The organism is Solwaraspora sp. WMMD792 (assembly GCF_029626105.1).
In the GTDB taxonomy this organism is placed as follows: Bacteria; Actinomycetota; Actinomycetes; order Mycobacteriales; family Micromonosporaceae; genus Micromonospora_E.
In genome coordinates this window covers 7,159,188-7,179,962 of sequence record NZ_JARUBH010000009.1, presented here as the reverse complement: position 1 = coordinate 7,179,962, position 20,775 = coordinate 7,159,188, and the positions used below count along the sequence as shown (strand labels likewise).

The 20,775-nt window shown below is 70.9% G+C and carries 19 protein-coding genes, 1 pseudogene and 1 riboswitch; of the genes and pseudogenes, 14 read left to right on the top strand and 6 right to left on the bottom strand.

Annotated features, from left to right (window positions below):
* Nucleotides 1-185 precede the first annotated feature (185 nt).
* The 6 genes from O7629_RS33370 (at nucleotide 186) to O7629_RS33345 (ending at nucleotide 3,280) form a co-directional block, all read left to right on the top strand.
* Nucleotides 186-395 carry a DUF397 domain-containing protein gene (locus O7629_RS33370; RefSeq protein ID WP_278174350.1) on the top strand — a complete coding sequence of 70 codons (210 nt, stop codon included), beginning with the start codon at nucleotides 186-188 and terminating at the stop codon, nucleotides 393-395.
* Between the two features lie 79 nt (nucleotides 396-474).
* A complete protein-coding gene (locus O7629_RS33365; protein WP_278174817.1) occupies nucleotides 475-951 on the top strand; it encodes a hypothetical protein in 477 nt (158 codons plus the stop codon).
* A 147-nt stretch (nucleotides 952-1,098) separates the two neighbouring features.
* Nucleotides 1,099-1,950, top strand: a complete 852-nt coding sequence (locus O7629_RS33360; protein ID WP_278174349.1) for an ATP-grasp domain-containing protein — start codon at nucleotides 1,099-1,101, stop codon at nucleotides 1,948-1,950.
* Between the two features lie 22 nt (nucleotides 1,951-1,972).
* Entirely contained in the window at nucleotides 1,973-2,185 is a 213-nt protein-coding gene (locus O7629_RS33355; RefSeq protein WP_278174348.1) for a DNA-binding protein, read from the top strand.
* 16 nt (nucleotides 2,186-2,201) lie between these two features.
* Nucleotides 2,202-2,609 carry a GNAT family N-acetyltransferase gene (locus O7629_RS33350; protein ID WP_278174347.1) on the top strand — a complete coding sequence of 136 codons (408 nt, stop codon included), beginning with the start codon at nucleotides 2,202-2,204 and terminating at the stop codon, nucleotides 2,607-2,609.
* The gene (locus O7629_RS33345; protein ID WP_278174346.1) at nucleotides 2,606-3,280 is read left to right on the top strand and encodes a nucleotidyltransferase domain-containing protein; all 675 of its coding nucleotides are present in this window, start codon (nucleotides 2,606-2,608) and stop codon (nucleotides 3,278-3,280) included. Before O7629_RS33350 ends, O7629_RS33345 begins: the two co-directional genes overlap by 4 nt.
* Before the next feature lie 153 nt (nucleotides 3,281-3,433).
* Here O7629_RS33345 and O7629_RS33340 read toward each other — a convergent pair whose 3' ends face one another.
* From O7629_RS33340 to O7629_RS33325, 4 genes are read right to left on the bottom strand one after another with little or no spacing between them, the layout of a single operon-like run.
* On the bottom strand, nucleotides 3,434-4,609 hold the full coding sequence (locus tag O7629_RS33340; RefSeq protein WP_278174816.1) for an ABC transporter permease: 1,176 nt from the start codon (nucleotides 4,607-4,609) through the stop codon (nucleotides 3,434-3,436).
* Nucleotides 4,610-4,635: 26 nt separating this feature from the next.
* Nucleotides 4,636-5,361: an ABC transporter ATP-binding protein gene (locus O7629_RS33335; protein ID WP_278174345.1), complete on the bottom strand. Its 726-nt coding sequence runs from the start codon at nucleotides 5,359-5,361 to the stop codon at nucleotides 4,636-4,638.
* A complete protein-coding gene (locus tag O7629_RS33330) occupies nucleotides 5,358-6,506 on the bottom strand; it encodes a peptidoglycan-binding domain-containing protein (protein WP_278174344.1) in 1,149 nt (382 codons plus the stop codon). The genes O7629_RS33335 and O7629_RS33330 overlap by 4 nt, the downstream gene beginning before the upstream one ends.
* Complete coding sequence (locus tag O7629_RS33325) at nucleotides 6,503-7,063, bottom strand: hypothetical protein (RefSeq protein ID WP_278174343.1); 561 nt, start codon at nucleotides 7,061-7,063, stop codon at nucleotides 6,503-6,505. Before O7629_RS33325 ends, O7629_RS33330 begins: the two co-directional genes overlap by 4 nt.
* Nucleotides 7,064-7,194: 131 nt before the next feature.
* Between O7629_RS33325 and O7629_RS33320 the strand changes: the two genes are divergently transcribed.
* The 5 genes from O7629_RS33320 (at nucleotide 7,195) to O7629_RS33300 (ending at nucleotide 12,137) form a co-directional block, all read left to right on the top strand.
* Nucleotides 7,195-7,848 (top strand): response regulator transcription factor, encoded by a 654-nt coding sequence (locus O7629_RS33320; protein WP_199757716.1) that lies wholly within the window; start codon nucleotides 7,195-7,197, stop codon nucleotides 7,846-7,848.
* The gene (locus tag O7629_RS33315) at nucleotides 7,845-9,173 is read left to right on the top strand and encodes a HAMP domain-containing sensor histidine kinase (RefSeq protein ID WP_278174342.1); all 1,329 of its coding nucleotides are present in this window, start codon (nucleotides 7,845-7,847) and stop codon (nucleotides 9,171-9,173) included. The genes O7629_RS33320 and O7629_RS33315 overlap by 4 nt, the downstream gene beginning before the upstream one ends.
* A gap of 449 nt (nucleotides 9,174-9,622) precedes the next feature.
* A complete protein-coding gene (locus O7629_RS33310; protein ID WP_278174341.1) occupies nucleotides 9,623-10,030 on the top strand; it encodes a YciI family protein in 408 nt (135 codons plus the stop codon).
* Nucleotides 10,027-11,172 (top strand): DUF6596 domain-containing protein, encoded by a 1,146-nt coding sequence (locus O7629_RS33305; protein WP_278174340.1) that lies wholly within the window; start codon nucleotides 10,027-10,029, stop codon nucleotides 11,170-11,172. The genes O7629_RS33310 and O7629_RS33305 overlap by 4 nt, the downstream gene beginning before the upstream one ends.
* 62 nt (nucleotides 11,173-11,234) lie before the next feature.
* On the top strand, nucleotides 11,235-12,137 hold the full coding sequence (locus O7629_RS33300; protein ID WP_278174339.1) for an ADP-ribosylglycohydrolase family protein: 903 nt from the start codon (nucleotides 11,235-11,237) through the stop codon (nucleotides 12,135-12,137).
* A 92-nt stretch (nucleotides 12,138-12,229) separates the two neighbouring features.
* Here the strand turns inward: O7629_RS33300 and O7629_RS33295 are convergent, their stop codons facing one another.
* The gene (locus O7629_RS33295; RefSeq protein WP_278174338.1) at nucleotides 12,230-13,093 is read right to left on the bottom strand and encodes a tetrahydrofolate dehydrogenase/cyclohydrolase catalytic domain-containing protein; all 864 of its coding nucleotides are present in this window, start codon (nucleotides 13,091-13,093) and stop codon (nucleotides 12,230-12,232) included.
* A gap of 13 nt (nucleotides 13,094-13,106) precedes the next feature.
* A riboswitch (ZMP/ZTP riboswitch) is annotated at nucleotides 13,107-13,186 on the bottom strand.
* Nucleotides 13,187-13,742: 556 nt separating this feature from the next.
* On the opposite strand from O7629_RS33295, the pseudogene O7629_RS33290 reads away from it, so the two are divergent.
* From O7629_RS33290 to katG, 3 genes and pseudogenes are all read left to right on the top strand, one after another.
* Nucleotides 13,743-14,849: pseudogene (locus O7629_RS33290) on the top strand (endo-1,4-beta-xylanase); the annotation flags it as partial.
* Nucleotides 14,850-16,215: 1,366 nt separating this feature from the next.
* Nucleotides 16,216-16,668 carry a Fur family transcriptional regulator gene (locus tag O7629_RS33280; RefSeq protein WP_278174335.1) on the top strand — a complete coding sequence of 151 codons (453 nt, stop codon included), beginning with the start codon at nucleotides 16,216-16,218 and terminating at the stop codon, nucleotides 16,666-16,668.
* Nucleotides 16,668-18,944, top strand: a complete 2,277-nt coding sequence (gene katG, locus O7629_RS33275) for a catalase/peroxidase HPI (protein ID WP_278174334.1) — start codon at nucleotides 16,668-16,670, stop codon at nucleotides 18,942-18,944. The genes O7629_RS33280 and katG overlap by 1 nt, the downstream gene beginning before the upstream one ends.
* Nucleotides 18,945-19,007: 63 nt before the next feature.
* Here katG and O7629_RS33270 read toward each other — a convergent pair whose 3' ends face one another.
* Nucleotides 19,008-20,717 (bottom strand): FAD-binding protein, encoded by a 1,710-nt coding sequence (locus tag O7629_RS33270; RefSeq protein WP_278174333.1) that lies wholly within the window; start codon nucleotides 20,715-20,717, stop codon nucleotides 19,008-19,010.
* Nucleotides 20,718-20,775 lie beyond the last annotated feature (58 nt).

The following is a 20,775-nucleotide window of genomic DNA, read 5'->3' as shown; positions in this document are numbered from 1 at the left end:
CAGAACAACGGCTCGTTGAAGTTCCACGCCTCTGCATCTTCGTCGAGAGCCTGACCGGCGCCCTGTACCTGGAGAAGCCGGAGGAGATCCGGGACTATACGCTGAAGTTCGACTACCTACGAGCAGAGGCACGAGACCCGGCACAGTCGACACAAGACGATCGCCGAGCTGGTGAAGGAGCTGACATGAGCCACGTCGAGCACGCCACGGACCTGCCGCACGTCCGGTGGCGCAAGAGCAGCCGCAGCGGCGACAACGGCGGCTCCTGCGTCGAGGTGGCCACGCTGGCCGGCGGCACGATCGGCGTACGGGACTCCAAGGACCCGCACGGCCCGGCGCTGCTCTTCCCCACCGGAGCTTGGACGGCGTTCCTCACCACTGTGTCCAGCCGCTGACCCCACCGGCCTACCTCTCCGACGACAGACGCCCGCGCCTGCCGGCCGCCCGTACGTCTTCCTCGACGTCGACGGAGTACTGATTCCCTTCGCCGCCCGTGCCACCGGCCGCTCACCTTCGCCCCACGTTGCGGCTGACGGTGAGGCCATCGGTAATCCGCTGCTGGAGCGACTCGATCCAGAGGACGGACGCCGACTGCTGTCGCTCGACTGCCAGCTCGTCTGGGCGACCACGTGGATGGCCGAGGCGAACGACGTCGTCGCGCCGCTGCTCGGCCTGCCGGAGCTGCCGGTCGTCCCGTGGCCGGACTCCGACGACGAGCCCTCGCGCGGCGTGCACTGGAAGACGCCGTTCCTCACCACGTGGGCGGCCGGACGCACCTTCGTCTGGCTCGACGACGAGATCACCGACCGGGACCGGCAGTGGGTCTCCACGCACCACCCAGGCAAGGCGCTGCTGCACCGCGTCGACCCACGTCTCGGCCTCACCGACGCCGACTTCTCCACCCTCCGCCAGTGGCTCGCAGTCGACGGCGGCAAAGCCACGCCGATGTGAGGCTGAGATACGCTACGACCGCGTCGTAAGGTATCTGAGCCTCACATCGGCGAAGCGCTCCAGCCGCCCCGAGACGCTCATGCCGACGGCGCGCGGTGGCCGATAACCGCTGGAGGCGACACGGTCGAGTCGGGCAGCATCGGACGCATGATGCTCCTCGTGCCCGGCGACCCGCTGCGGCCGACCCGCCCGGACGAGCACTTCGCGCCGGAGGCCCGAGCCGCCCGGGAAGCCGGCTATGCCGTCGCGGTAGTCGACCACGACGAGCTGGCCAGGGGCAAAGACGCCGTACGGGCAGTGGCATCGGTGCCTCGCGACGGCACGGCCATCTACCGAGGCTGGATGCTGGAGGCTCACCGATACGCGCGGTTCGTCGACGCGCTCGCCGCGCGGGGCGTGACGCTACGTACCACCGCCGAGCAGTACCGACAGGCCCACGAGTTCCCTGGTTGGTACCCCACGCTGGCGACGGTGACCCCGCAGTCAGCCTGGACCGTGGGCGCGGCCCGAACAGACTTCGACAAGGCCCGACTCGCTCTCGGCGACGGCCCTGCCGTCATCCGCGACTACGTGAAGTCGATGAAGCACTACTGGAGCGAGGCAGCCTTCGTCCCGAGCGTCGAGGACGGTGACGCCGCATGGAGGGTCGCGAGCCGCTTCCAGCAGCTACGGGACGACGACTTCGTCGGCGGATTCGTGCTGCGCGAGTTCGAGCAGTTCACCACTGCGGAGGTACGTACCTGGTGGGTGCACGGTCGATGTGCATTGGTCGGACCACATCCGGACACCCCACACGATCAACCGCCGGACGGGATCGACCTCGACTGGCTCGCCCCACTGATCGACGCGCTGCGCCTGCCGTTCGTGACGGCTGATCTGACGCTGCGCGCCGACGGCGAATGGCGAGTCATCGAGGTGGGCGACGGACAGGTCAGCGACCGGCCCGCCAGCATCGACCCGGCCACGCTCATCGCAGCAGCATTCGACGAACTGCAATGAGATAGTGGATTACGGTGGGCTGATGAGTACCCGCGATCTGCCCGCTCAGATCGGTGACCTGCCGCCGATCGGGCGGCCGGCCAACAGTGCCCTGCTGGCAGCCGGCGTCACCACCCTCGCCCAGGTCGCCACCTACCGTCGGGACGACCTGCTGGCCATGCACGGAGTCGGGCCGAAGGCCGTCGGCATTCTCGCCACCGCACTGGCCGAACGCGGCCTCAGCTTCGCCAACTGACCAGAGGAGACGCCGGATGACCTCGCCTGACGGTGCCGGCGTCCCGCACTCCCATGATCACTTGATGCTCTGCTGGGAGAATGTCGGCGTGTCGCCCAGCAGAACGTCAAGTGATCATGGCGAGCCGCGTACCGCCGCCGGTCACGTCGACGCGGCCCACATCGGCCAACTGCACCAGATCCACGTACTCCCCGACTGCTGGGGTCGAGGGATCGGCGGGCTGCTGCACGACGCATTCGTCACGTACCTGCGGCGGACCGGTCGATCCGGCGGGGTGCTGGAGGCGTGGGGACGTAACGTTCGAGCCCAGCGGTTCTACGCCGCCCGTGGCTGGCGGGCCGATGGCCACAGCCGCCCCGGCCCGGTCGGCACCCGCTATATCTACCTGCAGCTCGGCTGCACAGCGGTACCCTGCCCGGCGTGAACGAGCTCGTCGAGCGGCACACCGTCCTCGCCGTCGTCGTCGGATCCCGGGCGTACGGGCTGCACGAGCCGGACTCCGACTACGACCGGCGCGGCGTGTACGTGGCTCCGACCAGGGCGTTCTGGCAGCTGGACAAGCCGCCCACCCATCTCGACGGGCCGGCACCGGAGCAGTTCTCCTGGGAGTTCGAACGCTTCTGCACCCTGGCCCTGCAAGGTAATCCGACCGTCCTGGAGGTGCTCTGGTCACCGCTGGTCGAGACGCTGCGCGAAGACGGCGAGCAGTTGCTGGCCGCCCGGCAGGCGTTCCTGTCGACCCGGCTGGCCCAGACCTACGGCGGTTATGCCCGCGACCAGCTCGACCGGGTGGCGGCCCGCCGGGAACGCACCGGTGAAACCAACCACAAGCAGGCGATGCACATGATCCGGCTGCTGACCGCCGGTGCACACGTGCTGCGTGCCGGTGAGGTCCTAGTCGACATGGGACCGTTGCGGGACCGGCTGCTCGCGGTCCGGCGGGGCGAGCTGCCGTGGCCGGCGGTCACCCGCTGGGCGGCGAATCTGCTGGCCGAGCTCGAAGACGCGGCGGCGCGCACTACGCTGCCGGAACAGCCTGACCGGGCCGCCGTCGACCGACTGCTCATCGCCGTACGGGAACGGAACCTGGGGTGACCGTCGACGTGCCGCCGTGGGCGGTCGACATCGCCCACGCGCTGCGCCGCCCGGAGTACGCGCCGGGCGCCGGGTCCCCCGATGAGATACCCGGCGCCCGGCGCGCAACCAGAGACCCCAGGACGCGTCAGCAACCAGAGACACCAGGACGCGTCAGGTGGCGGCCAGCGCCTCGGTGGGGGCGAGGCGGGCGGCCCGTACCGCCGGGTAGAGCCCGGCGACCGCCCCGATCAGCAGTGTCGCCGCGATCCCGCCGCCGCTCACCCAGGCCGGCACCACCGCCGGCCAGGCCTGAGTGAGGGCGTACCCGGTGGTGACCACGATGCCCAGCAGCACCCCGGCGGTGCCGCCGAGCGCCGACAGCAGCAGCGACTCGGCGAGAAACTGGGTGCGCACCTGGCCCCGGGTGGCGCCGAGCGAGCGGCGTAACCCGATCTCGGCGCGCCGCTCCAGCACCGAGATCACCATGGTGTTGGCGACCCCGACCCCGCCGACCAGCAGCGCCACCGCGCCGATACCGAGCAGCAACCCGGTGAAGGACGCGTCGGCGGCCTGCTGCGCGGCGAGCGCGTCGGACGGGCGGGAGACCTTCACCTCGTGCGGTGCCGCCGGGTTGGCGGTGGCGGCCAGCACCGACCGGACCGACTCCACGGCCGAGTCCGCGCTGCGGGCGTAGACCGTGGTCGGGTGGCCGTCGAAACCGAGGTACGTTTGCGCGGCCGGCCAGCCGACCAGCGCCGAGGAGTCGATCTCCGGGGCGAGCCGCACCGGGTCCAGAACGCCGACCACGGTGAACCACCTGCCGCCGAGAAGGACCTGCACGTCTACTCCGGCCGAGCCGATCCCGAGGCGCTCGGCGGCGTCGGCACCGAGCACCACCGCCGGGTACTGCTCGGTGGCCGCGTTGAGCCAGGTTCCCCCGGCCAACGTCGCACCGACCGTGTCGAGCAGGTCCAGCTCGGCCGCGCGTACGCCGATCCCACCGGTCTCGGCGCTGGGGATCCGGTCATTGCGGTAGACCGACGTGTCGGGGACGAGGCCGGTGGCGGCGACCTGCTGGACCGGTCCGACCCGGCCGATCATGGCCACCGAATCGGCCGGCAGTTTCGCGTCAGCACCGAACAAGGTGTTGCCGGGAGCCACCGTGAGCAGGTTGGTGCCGAGCGCCGCAAGGGTACGGTCGATCTCGGCCCGGGACGAGGCGGAGATGCCGACGACGGAGACCATCGCGGCGATGCCGATCGCGATGCCCAGCGCGGAGAGGAACGCCCGCATCGGGCGGGTACGCAGCCCGACGCCGCCTACCCGCAGGATGTCGCCGAGGCGCATCCGGGCCGGGCTGGGGCGGGGCCGGGTCACCGGGAGACTCCGGCGACCGCGACCGGCGTACGGCTGTCCTCGACGATCCGGCCGTCGCGCATCCGCACCCGGCGGGGCATCCGCTCGGCCAGCTCCCGATCGTGGGTGATGATCACGACGGTGGTCCCGGCGGTGTGCAGTTCGTGCAGCAGGGTCAGCACCGACTCACCGGAGGCGGTGTCGAGGTTCCCCGTCGGCTCGTCGGCGAGCAGCAGCGCCGGCTCGCCGAGGACGGCTCGGGCGATGGCGACCCGTTGCCGTTCCCCACCGGAGAGTTCGTTAGGCCGGTGGTCCAGCCGATGTCCGAGCCCGACGCGCCGCAGGGCGGCCGCCGCCCGCCGCCGCCGGGTGGCCAGCGGTACGCCGGAGTAGAGCAGCCCGTCGGCGACCGCATCCGCGACGGGCGCACCAGCCGGCAGGTGGAACTGCTGGAAGACGAAGCCGATCCGGCTGGCCCGCAGAGCGGAGAGTTCCCGGTCGGTCAGCGTGGCCACGTCGTACCCGTCGATGCTGACCCGGCCGCTGCTCGGCCGGTCCAGGGTGCCGATCAGGTTCAGCATGGTCGACTTGCCGGAGCCCGACGGGCCGACGATGGTGAGCAGCTCACCGGCGGTGATGGTGAGGCTGACATCGTCGAGCGCCCGGACACCGCCGCCGTACTCCTTGCTGACGGCGTCGAGGCAGACGACCGGCACGTCGCCGGCGGCGGCTGGCGCGATCACGACGGCACCCCCACGGTCAGGCCGGCGGTCAGGCCGTCACCGGAGATCTCGACCTGGCCGCCGGCGAACAGGCCGGTCTCCACGGCCACGATCCGGGTGTCCGGCCCGTCCACGACCTCGACGCCGTACCCGCCCTCGGCGAGGGCGAGCAGCGCGGCGACCGGCACGGTGAGCACGTCCTCGCGTCGGTCGGTGGTGAACGACACCTCGACGGAGGCCCGGTCGTACTCCTCGATGGCGGCGGGGTCGTCCACCGCGACCGTCACCTCGACGGTGGTTTCCGGATCGTCCTGCTGCCCGTCGCCGCCGCTGATCACCAACTCGCTGGCAATGATCGTGCCCGGTACGGTGGTGCGGTCCGGCAGAGCGACGGCGACCTCACTGTCCACCTCCGCCAGGCGCAGGTCGGTGATGTCCAGTTCGACGGTGACCAGCCGGTCGGTGCCGGTGGTGGTCAGCACCGGTCCGCCGGACTGCAGCAGGTCGCCGATCTCGGCCCGGTGGCTGTCGACCCGTACCTTCCCGGGGGCGTAGCTGATCTGCTCCGGCTCGACCCGGCCGGTCTTCGGCAGGCCGAGGTCGGCCTGCCACTTCCGGACCACCTCGGCGGTCGCCCAGGTGTACTCGTCATCGACCGTGAAGCCGGTGTAGCCGAGCTTGCTCAGGTTCTGTTCGAACTGTTTGACGTCCGCGCCGGTCAGGCCCAATTCCAGAGTCCGGTACGCGGGCAGGTTGCCGTAGAGCAGGACGATCTTCTCGTTGTCCACCGCGTAGAGCGCCTGACCTTGGCTGACGGTGGTGCCGACCGGCGTGAGCGCGGTAAGAGTGCCTGCCGCCCGAGCCACGACGGTACGGCTCGGCCCGTACCCCAGTTCCCCGCTGACGGCCTTGCTGTCGGTGAGGGTCTGCCGGGCAACGGTGGCGGTCGCGGGAGGAAGGGTGCTCGCGGTGGCTGTATCTGTCTGGCCGCTGCCGAAGCCGACGGCCGCCGCCACGGCCACGCCGGCCGCGAGGACCGTGGCGGCGGCCAGGCCGACGGCGGGCAGGGCCACCCGTCGGCGCCAGCGAGGCCGGTTGGTCCGCCGCTCCGGTGAGATCCGCTCCTGGTCCGGTGGGGCCGGAGCGGGCTGCTCCTGGCTGGTCACCGGCTACCTCCGGCGGGCGGTGCCATGCCCTGGCCGCATTTCTCCATGGCGGCCTGGAAGGTGGGATCGTCCGGGCTCATGCTCAGGTCGAGGTTCATCCGCCCGTCGACGTCCGGGTCGGGGAAGTCCGTCACCCCGTTCTCCCGCATGCACTTGGCTATCTCGCGTACCCGTTCGATCTGCTCGGGGTCCGACTGCCCGGTCTCGCCGCCGCCCGGCAGGAATTCGCGGCACTGCTCAATCGCCGCCTCGACCTTCTCCATGTCGCTGTCCGTCCCAAAACCCTGCATCGCGCCGCCTTCGCCCGGTTCGGGGTCCGGCATGTCCACGCCGTTCTCCCGCATGCACCGGGCGAACCGCAGCTGTCGCTCCTCCTCGGTGAGCCCGTCGACGCCGTCCCCGTCCCCGTCCCCGGCACCGGCGGAGGCCGTCGGTCCCGCGCCGTCCGCGGTGGCCACCTGGTCGCCGTCGGCGGCACCGGCGCAGCTGGATACCGCCAGGGCCAGGGCGAGACTGATCGGTACGGCCAGTAGCAGGCCGGTCCGGTGTCGTCGCATTGTCGTCGCTCCCTTCGTCCACCGGCGCGGGTCGCCGGCTAACGGGGACGAGTGCACCGTCCGGGGCGTATCCCGGGCGTAACCGAAGCCGGTTACGCGTTCGTTACGCGAGCGTGCGGCACCATGGACCGGTGCGAGTGCTGGTGGCCGAGGACGAGACCCTGCTGGCGGACGCGATCGCCGAGTGGCTGCGGCGGGAGGCGTTGGCCGTCGACGTGGCCTACGACGGAGACGCGGCGCTGGAACGGCTCGGCGTCAACGCCTATGACGTGCTGGTGCTGGACCGGGACCTGCCGGTGGTGCACGGCGACGACGTGTGCCGGGCGGTGGTGGACAGCGGCAGTGGGACGCGGGTGCTGATGCTGACCGCGGCGTCGGCGGTGCGCGACCGGGTCGCCGGGCTCCAGCTCGGCGCCGACGACTACCTGGTCAAACCGTTCGCGATGGTGGAGCTGTCCGCGCGGGTCCAGGCGCTGGTACGGCGACCGCATCCGCTGCCGCCGAAGCTCGCCCGGGCAGGAATCGTGCTGGATCCGGCCCGGCGCGAGGTGTACCGCGACGACCGGTACGTGCCGCTGTCCCGCAAGGAGTTCGCCGTGCTGGCCGAGCTGTTGCGGGCGGACGGGGCGGTGCTCTCCGCCGAGGATCTGCTGGAGCGGGCCTGGGACGAGCACATCGACCCGTTCACCAACGTGGTGCGGGTGACGATGATGAAGCTGCGGCGCAAGCTCGGCGATCCGCCGTTGATCCTGACGGTGCCCGGCGTGGGATACCAGATCCCGTGAACGGCAGGGTGAACCGGACGCGGCCGCCGGGGCGCGGCTGGCCGCCCCTTCGCAACCGGCTGACGCTGCGAGCCCGGCTGACCGTGGTCTACGGCGGTTTGTTGCTGCTTGCCGGGATGATCCTGCTGGCCGTCACCTATGTGCTGGTAGACCAGCGGATGCCGCAACCCGTGGAGGCGACCCAGTCCGGGCCGTTCTCCAGCGCGTCCAGCGCGTCCAGCGCGTCCGGCGCGACCGGCGCGACCGGCGCGACCGGCGCGGATCGGGTCGTCCCAGCGGACTCGGTCCAGCTGCAGGCCCTCGTTCTGGACGTGCAACAGGAGGTCCGGGCAAATGCGATGGAGTCGCTGCTCACCCAGGGTGGGGTGGCGCTGCTGCTGGTGTCGGTGGTGGCGGTGACGGCCGGCTGGCTGATCGCCGGGCGGGCGCTCCAGCCGCTGCACCGGATCACCGCGACCGCCAGCCGGATCGCCGGGGCGGACGGAGCCGGTCGTGGCCTGCACGAGCGAATCGCCCTGCAGGGGCCGGCCGACGAGGTCCGGGAGCTGGCCGACACCTTCGACCTGATGCTGGAGCGGTTGGACCGCTCGTTCGACGGGCAGCGCCGGTTCGTGGCGAACGCCTCGCACGAGCTGCGCACTCCACTGGCGGTGAACCGTGCCCTGCTGGAGCTGGCGGTGACCCGGTCGGACGCTACGCCCGAGCTGCGGCAGCTGGGCGAAAGCCTGCTGGTCGTGAACGAGCGGCATGAACGGTTGATCGACGGGCTGCTCACCCTGGCCGATTCGGAGAACGCGGTCACCGAACGCATCCCGGTAGACCTGGCGAAGATCGCCGCGCACGTGCTGGACCTGTCGACCGAGGGCCCCTCGGTCGCGGTGCACCGGGAGTTGGCCCCGGCACCGACCGCTGGCGACCCGGTGCTGCTGGAACGGCTGACGCAGAACCTGGTGGAGAACGCGGTGCGGCACAATCTCCCGGCCGGCGGCTGGTTGTCGGTGCGTACCGGGCGGGCAGGGGGGCAGGTGGAGCTGGAGGTGACGAACACCGGGCCGGTGGTGGCGCCGTACGAGACGGAGACGATCTTCCAGCCGTTCCGGCGGCTGCGCCGGGACCGCGTCGACGGGCGCGGGTTCGGCCTCGGACTGTCGATCGTACGGGCGGTTGCCGGTGCGCACGGCGGTACGGTCTCAGCCCAGCCGCACGACGGGGGCGGCCTGGTGGTGACGGTGACCCTGCCGGCCGATGATGTCCCTGCCAGGCCGCACCAGCGATCTGCAGGAACGCCTACGGGACGCGGGCTGCCCGACGCGGAGCCGAACTAGCGTGACTGCCGACGTGCCGTCGTGGGCGGCCGAGCGTGCTCCGCTGCCGGCGGACGCCGCCGGCTCGCCCACTGGTCGACCCATAAGTATCGATCCGGCCACGCTCGTCCCGGCGGCATTCGGCTAACTGCCATGAGGCAGCGGACCACCGTAGGCGGATGAGCACTCGCCATCTGCCCGCCCAGGTCGGTGACCTGCCGCCGATCGGACGGCCCGCCAACAGTGCCCTGCTCGACGTCTCAGCCCGCACGGCCGGACCAACCCGATCGGGCCACCGCCGACCGGCTGCTCATCGCCGTACGGGAAAGGAACCTGGGGTGACCGGCACGCGGAGGTCGTCGATGTTGAATCTGAGAAATCTCGCGACGGCATGTCGAGAACCTAGGAGCGGCTCCGTCCCAGGTGCGAACACGGCCACAATGGGGCCGTACCTCACCAAGGAGACCAAGATGGCCAAGTACCTGCTGCTCAAGCACTACCGGGGCGCGCCGGCGGCGGTCAACGACGCACCGATGGATCAATGGACGCCGGAGGAGGTCACGGCCCACATCCAGTACATGCGTGACTTCGCCACCCGGCTGGAGGGCACCGGCGAGTACGTCGGCGAGCAGGCGCTCTCCCCGGAGGGCACGTTCGTCCGGTACGACGGTGAGGGGCGGCCGCCGGTCACCGACGGGCCGTTCGCCGAGACCAAGGACCTGGTCGCTGGATGGATGGTGATCGACGTCGAGACCTACGAGCGCGCGATCGAGCTCGCCGGTGAGCTGTCCGCGGCTCCCGGTGCGGGTGGCAAGCCGATCCACGAATGGCTCGAGGTGCGTCCGGCCTACGGCGAGCAGCCCACGGCCACCGAGTGAACGAGTCACTGCTGCGGGAGCTGGTGCCCGCGGTGATCGGTGTTCTCGTCCGTCGCGGAGCCGACTTCGCGGCGGCCGAGGACGCCGTGCAGGACGCCCTGGTCGAGGCGGTACGCGGATGGTCGGACGACCCACCACGCGACCCCAAGGGCTGGCTGGTAACGGTGGCCTGGCGCAGGTTCCTCGACGCGCTACGGGCCGACACCTCCCGGCGGCGGCGGGAGGAGCTGGTCGAAGCCGAACCGATGCCCGGGCAGGGCACCGCAGTGGACGACACGCTGGCGCTGTACTTCCTGTGCGCGCATCCGGCCCTGACCTCGGCCTCGGCGGTCGCGCTCACACTGCGGGCGGTCGGCGGCCTGACCACGCGGCAGATCGCGCAGGCATACCTGGTGCCGGAGGCGACCATGGCCCAGCGGATCAGCAGGGCCAAACGGACCGTCGCCGGCGTCCGGTTCGACCAGCCCGGTGACGTCGCCACCGTGCTTCGCGTGCTCTACCTGGTCTTCAACGAGGGCTACTCCGGCGACGTCGACTTAGCCGCCGAGGCGATTCGGCTCACCCGCCAGCTGGCGACCATGATCGACCACGAGGAGGTCGCCGGCCTGCTGGCGCTCATGCTGCTGCACCACGCCCGGCGTCCGGCACGGACCGGCCCCGACGGCCGGCTCGTGCCGCTCGCCGAGCAGGACCGCAGCCGGTGGGACACCGTACTCATCGCCGAGGGCATCGACGTGCTCCAGACCGCGCTCACCCGCGACCGGCTGGGCGAGTTTCAGGCCCAGGCGGCCATCGCCGCGCTGCACGCCGACGCCCGGACCGTCGAGGAGACCGACTGGGTGCAGATCGTCGAGTGGTACGACGAACTGGTGCGCCGCACCGACAGCCCGGTGGCCCGACTCAACCGGGCCGTCGCGCTCGGCGAGGCAGACGGTGCGCGAGCTGGTCTGGCTGCCCTGGCAGACCTCGACCCGGCCCTGCCTCGGTACGCCGCCGTCGCGGCGCACCTGCACGAGCGCGACGGTGATCCGGTGACCGCGGCCCGGCTCTACGCGCAGGCCGCCCGGTCAGCGCCCAACCTGCCCGAGCGCGACCACCTCACGCGACAGGCCGCCCGGCTCAACACACAGCTGCGGAGTTGACCGGCCCGCAGTGGTTCCGGCCTTCCCGACCGCCGCCGCAACTGGCAGAGTCATGTCCCGACATGACGATGCTCGACCTCTGCTACGACAGTCTTGACGGGCTTTCCGTCGGTGATGCTCTCGGCGCCCAGTTCCTCGTCCCCGGCACCAGCCTTGCCGCGTTGCTCGACGGGGACCCGCCGGCCGGGCCGTGGCCGTGGACCGACGACACCGAGATGGCCTGCTCGATCGTCGCCGAATTGCGCGAGCGCGACGGCATCAACCAGGACAGCCTGGCAGCCCGGTTCGCCGAGCGCTTCGAGCCGTACCGTGGCTACGGTGCCGGTGCGGTGGTCCTGCTGCGCCAGGTCCGGCAGGGCGTCGCCTGGCGGGACGCGGCCGGTGCGGCGTTCGACGGCCAGGGGTCGATGGGCAACGGCGCCGCGATGCGGGTCGCCCCGCTCGGCGCGTTCCACGCGGGCGACAACCGTACCGCCGCCCGGCAGGCCTGGCGTTCGGCGGAGGTCACCCACGCCCACCCCGAGGCGATCCTGGGTGCGGTCGCCGTCGCCGTCGCGGCGGCGGAAGCCGGCTGGTCCCGGCTGACCCGGTCCCGGCCCGAGCCGGCCGAACTGCTCGACGTGGTGCTGGCCCACCTGATCGACGGCCGACTGATGTCCGGCATCGTCCGGGCCAGGCGGTTGCTGGGGGTCGGCGTCGCCGAAGCGGCGTACGAGTTGGGCAACGGCGCGCAGGTGCTGGCCTTCGACACCGTCCCGTTCGCACTGTGGGTCGCCGCGACCCGACTCGACGACTACCCGGCGGCGATTCACGCCTGTGTCGAGGCCGGCGGTGACGTCGACACCACCGCGGCGATCGTCGGCGGCATCGTGGCCGCGTACACCGGCTCCGGACCGGGTGGAGTCCCGGCGCAGTGGTTGGCCCGCCGTGAGCCGCTCCCCGACGACGTACGCCCGACCCGGTAGCACCGGCACAGCTCCACGGCCATGGTCGAGGCACGTCCGTCACGCCGGAGCAGAAGCCAGCGAGCAGCCCGGTCGGCCGGCCGGGTCGGCTGCTACCTGGTCGCGCGTTCGGCGCTGTGTACGGCGTTGCGGAACAGCATGGCGACGGTGGTCGGTCCGACGCCGCCGACGCGCGGGGTGATCGCCGCTGCCACCTCGGCGCAGGCTTCGTCGACGTCGGGCAGGAGGCGGCGGCCGGCGTAGCGGACACCGGCGCCGATCACCACCGCTCCGGGCCGGACGTGCTCGGGCTGAATGATGCCGGGTACGCCGGCCGCCGCGATCAGGATCTCGGCGCGCCGGGTGTAGCGGGGCCAGTCGGCGACTCCGGTGTGGACCACGGTCACTGCGGCGTTGGCGGTGGGACGTTTCTGGGCCAGCAGCATCGCCAACGGTCGGCCGAGGGTGGCGCCACGGCCGAGGATGACCACCTCCCGGCCGGCGATTGGGACCCGGTGATGGTCCAGCAGCGCCTCGATCCCGGCCGGAGTACACGGCACAGGTCCCGGCAGGCCGACGGCGAGGCGACCCATGTTGAGCGGGTGCATCCCGTCGACGTCCTTGTCCGGGTCGAGGCTCTGCAGGGCGGCGTCGTAGTCGAGGTGGCCCGGGATCGGGTACTGGATCAGGACGGCGTGCACCCGGCGGTCGGCGTTGAACCCGGCGATCACCTTGAGCAGGTCGTCCTGGGTGGCGTCGGCGGGCAGATGCCGGTGCGGCGAGTCGAAGCCCAACTCGGCGGCCTGTCGCTGTTTGAGGCGGATGTAGCCGGCGCTGGCGTCGTCGTCGCCGACCAGGATGGTGGCGAGGCTGGGCGTGACACCGCGTGCACGCAGGGCGGCCACCCGCCGGGTGACATCGGCGAGTACGGCTTCGGCTACCGGCGCGCCGGGCAGCAGTCGAGCATCCGCAGGCATGGGAGTCCCTTCGGACGGGAGCCCAGGCGGTCGACTCCCGTGGCCGGCTCCCCGATGGTCCACCATCCCGTGCCGCCAGTCGCACTGACGACGAGACTACCGCGACGGGGCACCTGCCCCCTCCTCGGCGCTCGGGCCGGCTCAGATCCGGCGGGCGTCCCACCGGCTGCCCATGCTCCTCATCGAATCTGGTACCGAAACTCTTCCGGAAACGAACGATCAGTCCACATCGGCTGCTCTGACTCACTGTCGTCGCCTGCCCGGGCAGCGACGACCTCTTCGACTCGGGCGGACCGGCCTTCCTGCGCATCATCCCACAGACGACATCGAGGCACGGCACTGAACTTCTTCCGGAAGTTTGCCGGAACTTATTGACGCCGGAGGTGTTATCGCTCACAGTCTATGGATGCAGGGAGGGCAGGCACCCCTGCAACCTGGTCGTCCACCAGGAGCCGGGCACCCACCGCCACGCCACCCACGCGCGCGCTAACGCTCACCCGCGTGGCGTTCGACGCAGCCTCCGTCCATCCCGGGCCGCGGCTCGGTTCGACGCTGCCTGTCCAACGACGACCGGACCACGTGCACGGCCCTGAACCACGCCTCGACAGGCGTGGCCTTACTTCTGTCAGAAGGGAAGGTCATGTATCCCATGGCAAGACCCGTCGGACGCCGTCTGGCGTTCGGGCTGTCGGCCGCCGCGGCCGTGCTCGTCGCGGCCGTGGCCGCATTGACTGCGACCACGCCGGCACACGCCGACGAGGCCACCCTGGGGGCGGCCGCTGCCCAGTCCGGCCGCTACTTCGGCACCGCCGTCGCCGCCAACAAACTCGGCGACTCGACCTACGTGAACATCCTCAACCGGGAGTTCAACAGCGTCACCGCCGAAAACGAGATGAAACTCGACGCCACCGAACCACAACAGAACCAGTTCAACTTCACCAACGGCGACCGCATCGTCAACCACGCCCTCTCCCGCGGCATGGCCGTCCGCGGCCACACCCTCGCCTGGCACTCCCAGCAACCCGGCTGGATGCAACAGATGGAAGGCAACGCCCTCCGCCAGGCCATGCTCAACCACGTCACCCGCGTCGCCTCCTACTACCGAGGCAAAATCCACTCCTGGGACGTCGTCAACGAAGCCTTCGAAGACGGCAACTCCGGCGCCCGCCGCAACTCCAACCTCCAACGCACCGGCAACGACTGGATCGAAGCCGCCTTCCGCGCCGCCCGCGCCGCCGACCCCGGCGCCAAACTCTGCTACAACGACTACAACATCGACAACTGGTCCTGGGCCAAGACCCAGGCCGCCTACAACCTCGTCCGCGACTTCAAACAACGCGGCGTACCCATCGACTGCGTCGGCCTGCAGTCACACTTCAACTCCCAGTCCCCCTACCCCTCGAACTACCGCACCACCCTGTCCAGCTTCGCCGCCCTCGGCGTCGACGTACAGATCACCGAACTCGACATCGAAGGCTCCGGCAGCAGCCAGGCCAACGCCTTCCGCGGCGTCGTCAACGACTGCCTCGCCATCGCCCGCTGCACCGGCATCACCGTCTGGGGCATCCGCGACAGCGACTCCTGGCGCAGCTACGGCACCCCACTACTGTTCGACAACAACGGCAACAAGAAGCAGGCGTACGACGCGACCCTGTCCGCACTCAACGCCGGCGGCACCCCGGTCAGCCCGTCCCCGTCGGTCTCGCCGACCAGCGGCCCGTCGCCCACCACCAGCCCGTCACCCAGCCCACCGCCGGGCGGCAACCCGTACCAGCGCGGCCCGGACCCCACCCGCGACAGCGTGGCCGCCAACCGAGGCACCTTCGCCACCGCCGAGATGAGCGTGTCCCCCGGCAACGGATTCAACGGCGGATCGATCTACTACCCCACCGACACCAGCCAGGGCACCTTCGGTGCGGTTGCGATCGTGCCCGGCTACACCGCGCGGTTCGCCGACGAAGAAGCCTGGATGGGCCACTGGTTGGCGTCCTTCGGCTTCGTCGTCATCGGCGTCGAGACCAACAGCACCAACGACTTCGACACCGCCCGGGGCACCCAGTTGCTCGCCGCTCTGGACTGGCTCACCAACAGTAGTCCGGTCCGAGACCGGATCGACGCCAGTCGTCAATCGGTGATCGGCCACTCGATGGGCGGCGGTGGGGCACTCCACGCGGCCGGTACGCGGTCCTCCCTCAAGGCCGCGATCGGGCTCACCCCGTTCATGCCGTCGGGAACCCCGGCCAACAACCAGGTGCCGACGTTGCTCATCGCCGGCACCAACGACACCGTGGTCGCCCCGTCGTACGTCACCGACCTGTACAACGCTCTGCCGTCCTCGACGGAGCGCGCCTACATGGAGTTCGTCGGTGCCGACCACCTCTTCCCGACCCGGCCCAACAACCTCGAAATGCGGATCCTGATCCCCTGGCTGAAGACCTTCGTCGACAGCGACTCCCGGTACACCCAGTTCCTGTGCCCGTTGATGGACTCCAGCGGCATCGCCGGGTACCGCAACAGCTGTCCCCTGCTGCCGGATCAGCCGACGCCACCTCCCACCCCGACGCCCAGCCCGACGACGCCCACCCCCGACCCGACGACGCCGGGCCCGGGGACCTGCACCGCGACGATGTCGACCGGTCAGGTCTGGGGCGACCGCTACAACACCTCCGTGACGGTCACCGGGACCAGCAACTGGACCGTCGTGGTGGCGATCACCCCGCCACAGCGCATCTCGGCCACCTGGAACGGCAACCCCACCTGGGACTCCAGTGGAAACGTGATGACCATCCGCGCCAACGGCAACGGCAACACCTTCGGCTTCACCACCATGTTCAACGGCAACTCCTGGGCCCGGCCCCAGATCAGATCCTGTACGGCCGGATAGCAGGTCGGCACTGAACGCGGCGGACCGCGGATCGCCATCGAGCGATCCACGGTCCGCCGCGTCGCTGCACCGCCGTGCCGCTGCACCGCCGTGCCGATAGCGCCGGCTGGTCCGTCATCCCCAGCCTGACAGATCCGCCACCCCCGGCCTGACCTGCAGGTTTCCGCCCTTCGTGACACCCGCACGGCCCACAGCGCAGAAACTTGAATGATTCCAGAAAACGGCCTATCGTGGCCCGGTGACATCCGACCTCGAGGCGCAGTTGAGGGCGGCCTCGTTGCGGGTGACCCGGCCGAGGCTGGCAGTCCTCGCGGCGCTACGCGACCGCCCGCACGTCGACACCGACACGGTGCTCGACCTGGTGCGCGCCGACCACCCCACGGTGTCCCACCAGGCGGTCTACGATGTGCTGCGGGTTCTCACCGACGCCGGGCTGGTGCGGCGCATCCAGCCGGCCGGCGCGACCGCCCGCTACGAGCGGCGGGTCGGGGACAACCACCACCACGTCGTCTGCCGCTCCTGCGGCGTGATCGCCGACGTCGACTGCGCCACCGGATCCGCCCCCTGTCTCACCGCCTCCGACGACCACGGTTTCACGGTCGACGAGGCGGAGGTCGTCTACTGGGGCACCTGTCCCGGCTGTGCGACCGACAACGCCACTTCGTTATCGGCCAATCCGGAAGGGAACTGATGAGCGACATCCAGAACAACGGTCCCACCAGCGCACAGGGTGTGGACAAGATGGCGGCGTCCGGCTGCCCGGTCGCCCACGACTCGGTGACCGCGCACGGCAGCGAGAGCGAGAACCCGGCGATCGACTCACCAACTCCCAAAACGGGTGGACGGCCGCGTACCAACCGGGACTGGTGGCCCAACCAGCTCGACCTGTCGGTGCTGCACGCCCACTCGCCCAAGGGCAACCCGCTGGGCGCGGACTTCAGCTACGCCAAGGAGTTCGCCAAGCTCGACGTCGAGGCCCTCAAGCAGGACATCACCAAGGTTCTCACCACCTCGCAGGACTGGTGGCCGGCCGACTTCGGCCACTACGGCGGGCTGATGATCCGGCTGAGCTGGCACGCCGCCGGCACGTACCGGATCGAGGACGGCCGGGGCGGCGCCGGCGACGGCGGGCAGCGCTTCGCCCCGCTGAACAGCTGGCCGGACAACGCCAACCTGGACAAGGCCCGGCGACTGCTGTGGCCGGTCAAGGCAAAGTACGGCCAGAAGATCTCCTGGGCCGACCTGCTGGTGCTGGCCGGCAACGTCGCCCTGGAATCGATGGGCTTCAAGACCTTCGGCTTCGCCTTCGGCCGGGAGGACGTCTGGGAGCCGGAGGAGATCTTCTGGGGTCCGGAGGACACCTGGCTCGGTGACGCGCGGTACCTCTCCGAGAAGGAGATGGCCAGCGGGGTCGGCGCGACCGAAATGGGCCTGATCTACGTCAACCCGGAGGGCCCGCGCGGCAACGCCGACCCCCTCGCGGCGGCCCACTTCATCCGGGAGACGTTCGCCCGGATGGCGATGAACGACGAGGAGACCGTCGCTCTCATCGCCGGTGGCCACACCTTCGGCAAGACCCACGGTGCCGGCGACGCCGACGCCCACGTCGGCCCGGAGCCGGAGGGCGCGCCGATCGAGGCACAGGGCCTGGGCTGGCTGAGCACGTACGGCAGCGGTAAGGGCGGCGACGCCATCACCAGCGGCCTGGAGGTCACCTGGACCGACAAGCCGACGCAGTGGAGCAACCGCTTCTTCGAGATCCTCTTCGGGTACGAGTGGGAGCTGACCACCAGCCCCGGTGGGGCCAAGCAGTGGGTGGCAAAGGACGCCGAGGCGATCATTCCGGACGCGCACGACCCGGCGAAGAAGCACAAGCCGACGATGCTCACCACCGACCTGTCGCTGCGCTTCGACCCGACGTACGAGCAGATCTCCCGCCGGTTCCTGGCCAACCCGGACGAGTTCGCGCTGGCCTTCGCCAAGGCCTGGTACAAGCTGCTGCACCGCGACATGGGCCCGGTCAGCCGGTTCCTCGGCCCGTGGGTTCCCGAGGCCCAGCTGTGGCAGGACCCGGTGCCGGCCGTCGACCACGAACTGGTCAGCGACGCCGACGTGGCCGCGCTCAAGGCGAAGGTCCTCGACTCCGGGCTGAGCACCGCGCAGCTGGTCAGCACCGCCTGGGCGTCGGCGGCAAGCTTCCGCTCCACCGACAAGCGTGGCGGCGCCAACGGGGCCCGGGTACGGCTCGAGCCGCAGCGCAGCTGGGAGGTCAACCAGCCGGAGCAGCTGGCCACGGTGCTGAGCACCCTGGAGGGTATCCAGCAGGAGTTCAACGCGGCCGGCGGCGCGAAGATCTCGCTCGCCGACCTGATCGTGCTGGCCGGCTCGGCCGCCGTCGAGAAGGCGGCGCACGACGCCGGGGTCAAGGTGACCGTGCCGTTCCACCCGGGCCGCACCGACGCCAGCCAGGAGCAGACCGACGTCGAGTCGTTCGCGGTGATGGAGCCGCGGGCCGACGGGTTCCGTAACTACCTGCGGCCGGGCGAAAAGACCCAGCCGGAGGTCCTCCTGGTCGACCGGGCCTACATGCTCGACCTGTCCGCCCCGGAGATGACCGTGCTCGTCGGCGGTCTGCGGGCGCTCGGGGCGAACGTCGGCGGTACGCCGCACGGCGTGCTCACCGACCGGCCCGGCGTGCTCACCAACGACTTTTTCACCAACCTGCTCTCCCCCGGCACCCGGTGGAAGGCGGCGGAGTCCGGCGAGCACGTGTACGAGATCCGTGACCTGGCCACCGACGAGGTGAAGTGGACCGCGACCGCGGTCGACCTGATCTTCGGCTCGAACTCGCAGCTGCGTGCCCTCTCCGAGGTGTACGCCAGCAGCGACGCCGGCGAGAAGTTCGTCACCGACTTCGTCGCGGCCTGGGTCAAGGTCATGGAGCTGGACCGGTTCGACCTGTCCTGATCGAAGGTTCGACGGCTTCCGACAGGTTCGACGGCTGTTGCCCCGCTGACCCGGGTATCCGGGTCAGCGGGGACACCACTGGTTGGCGTAGCCGTCAACGGAGCCGCAGGAACCGATACCCTGCGGGTAGGTGAAAAAGTCCGTCGGGTCGTACTTGCGTTTCACCTCGACCAGCCGCTGGTAGTTGTCGCCGTAGTAGGCCCGCCGCCAGTCGGCCAGGTGCGGATCCGGGAAGTTCTGGTACGCCCCGACCGGCGGCCGTCCGCCGAGCAGTTCGTCGTACAGGCCGGTCAACCAGGTGCCGTTCGCCAGACCCACCTCGGGTGGGTCGTCGTCGGCCCAGCTCGCCTCGGCGGCCAGCACGAACAGGGCGTCGCGGTGCACGAAGGCGGTGGCGCCCGGCGGTACGTCGTTGATCTGCCCGCCCATGCAGAACAGCGCCACCCCGGCACCGTCCGGGTTGCGACTGCCCGGCCACCGTCGCAGCCCGGCGGCCACCGTCTGCAGCTGCGCCTCGTCCAGCGGGGACCGCAGCACCGCCGACTTGACCGCGAACTGCTGCGCCGGGGTGGTCGAGGACAGCAGCTGCGCCGCCTCGGCCGGGGTCACCTGACGGATGCTGTCCCGGTTGGTCTGCCGCTCGGCGCGGGTGCCGACCGCCAGCGCCGGCCCGAGGATGCCGACGAGTTCGTCGGCGTACCCGTAGAACTGGCCGAGCGCGTCGGCGTACACCTGATGCTGTCCGCCGTCACCGACGGTGGTGCCGGCGCCGATCCGGCAGTCGAAGCGTCGGTCGGCCTGCTGCGCGGCGGCGATCTGCTGCATCGCGGACAGCGCCGGCACCATGCTGTCGGCACCCCAGCGCAGCTGGAAGTAGGTCACCTCGCCGCGCAGCCGCGCGTACCGGAAGGTGAACGAGGTGTTGACGCCGAAGTTGTTGCCGGCCCCGCCCCGGCAGGCCCAGAACAGGTCCGGGTCGGTGGTCTCGTCGCAGGTGGTCGTCGTGCCGTCGGCCAGCACCACCTCGGTCGCGGTCAGCCGGTCGCAGGTGAGCCCGAACATCTTGTCGTTGAACCCGATGCCGCCGCCGAGGACCAGCCCGGCCACCCCGACCGTCGGGCAGCGGCCGGCCGGCACCAGGATTCCCTGCTGCCGCAGCAGTGGCCGCAGGTCGGCGTTGACCACGCCGGCTGCCACGGTGAGCAGGCCGGCGTCCGGGGTGACCTCGACCGGGCCGTACCGCTGCGGCGGCCGGGACACCGGGGCCGGTGCGACGACGCTGCCGCGCAGCCGGCTCATCACCACCAACAGTCCGTGGGTGGTCGAGTAGCCGGCGTAGTTGTGGCCGAGGCTCGACCGGGGCACCAGCGGCATGCCGACGTCCCGCGCCCAGCTGACCGCCACCGCGACGTCCTCGGATGTCCCGGCGGCCAGGATCGCCGCCGGTTGTACGTTGGCGTACCGGTGGTTGAACGGGATGCTGAGTGCCTCGTAGCTCGCCCCGCCGCGCCGGTAGAGGGTGGCCTGCGCCGACAGCCGCCGCTGCAGCTCCGCCCACTGCCGGTCCGGCAGGTCCCGCCACGGGTCGGCGTCCCGGCCGGTGCCCGGTCCGATGTCCGGGTTCTGCGGCCTGACCTGGGCCGGCTGCTCGGCCGGGGTCCGGGTCGGCTCGTCGGCCGGCGACGGTACGGCCGTGGCTGGTCGCCCGATCAGTCCGACCGCCGGGACCAGCCCGGCGACCGCGCCTGCCCGCAACGCCGTACGTCTGCTCACCATCGTCCGTGCTCCCCCGCTGGCACCGTCCGGATCAGCCGGTCGGTTCCGCCCCGGC